The sequence below is a fragment of the Neobacillus drentensis genome (assembly GCF_036965645.1).
GTDB classification, from domain to species: Bacteria; Bacillota; Bacilli; order Bacillales; family Cytobacillaceae; genus Neobacillus; species Neobacillus drentensis_D.
Window position 1 is genome coordinate 1 of sequence record NZ_JBALPZ010000117.1, and the last position, 1,132, is coordinate 1,132.

Below are 1,132 nucleotides of genomic sequence, written 5' to 3' on the forward strand. Positions count from 1 at the left end.
CTAACTCATCTCTATCACTTGCTAGAGGTGGTTGTTCTAACCATCCGTTATCAATCATTATCTTTGATCCATCTGAAGCATATTGTCCGACTTCGGAGATTAGACGACTATACTCTAAACCTAAATCACGTCTGGGACTAGTAGATAAACTAGCACCATAAAAAGCCATTCCAATTGCGTTTAAAGATGTAACTTGAAACATCATTATCTTATCAGAAAACGTAAAGGTAGTTGATTCCGTTATATTAGTATCCCAAGCCATTGGAACTGGTAAATTGTCTTTACTTAGTTTTTGACTAAACACTTCAACATGCTTCTTTGCAATATCTCTACCTCTAATTAAATATTCTTTTACTTTGGCATTATTAGCGACTTGACTGAAACCAATTAGGGTTACAGTTCCAAGTGCATTTCGTTGTATGTCGGAGTAAAGGTTTGTTATTTCTAATGCAGATAATGGTCTCACATCACCAAAAAATCCTGCCAAAAAGCTTTTCTCTTTAACAAACTCCACATTTTTAGGTATTGGAATATATGGAGAGCGTATATATAGACCTTTCGATAATAACATTTCAGTTGTCATAGTATGTAACTTTGCTATTTCCGTAAGGCATTCCGTATAATAACTATTTACATCCGAACGAACAGATAAAGCAACAGCCATACTATAAGCATTTAACCCTATGTTACTTTGTCGTAATAAAAAGCGTAGATAGTAACTATCAGAAAAAAGACGTGGGGCATTTATATCAATGTCTTCACCTTCAATAAATCCATAAGGAATTGGAAAGTTTTCTTTATTAAAAATAGCTGTCAATTTTGGAATATGTGATTGTGATAATTGTAATGCATACTCTAAAACTGGTCGTATTTCTGCGTCGTCAACATTATTTAAGAAATATTTTAAAAAACAGATTGAGAAGCTATCGTTCATATAAGAAATCCAAAGTTGTGAAATTTCTGCTGATGTTAACCTAATGTTATTCTCAGTTTGCATATTGTCATTCCTTCCCAAATCTAGCTGGCTTAAATTATTATTTTCTGTTAAGGGTTATTTTATTTACTATAAATCGAAGTCTCTTCTTTTTATACAAAAGTTAATTACATCTTCAACTAGTCGAGTAGAAGAGAA

At 32.5% G+C, this 1,132-nt stretch carries 1 protein-coding gene; it reads right to left on the reverse strand.

Features of this window, described 5'->3' with window-relative positions:
• Nucleotides 1–997, reverse strand: a 997-nt coding sequence (locus tag V7266_RS20465) for a DUF3231 family protein (RefSeq protein WP_335470455.1), incomplete at its 3' end; no start/stop codon positions are given.
• Nucleotides 998–1,132 lie beyond the last annotated feature (135 nt).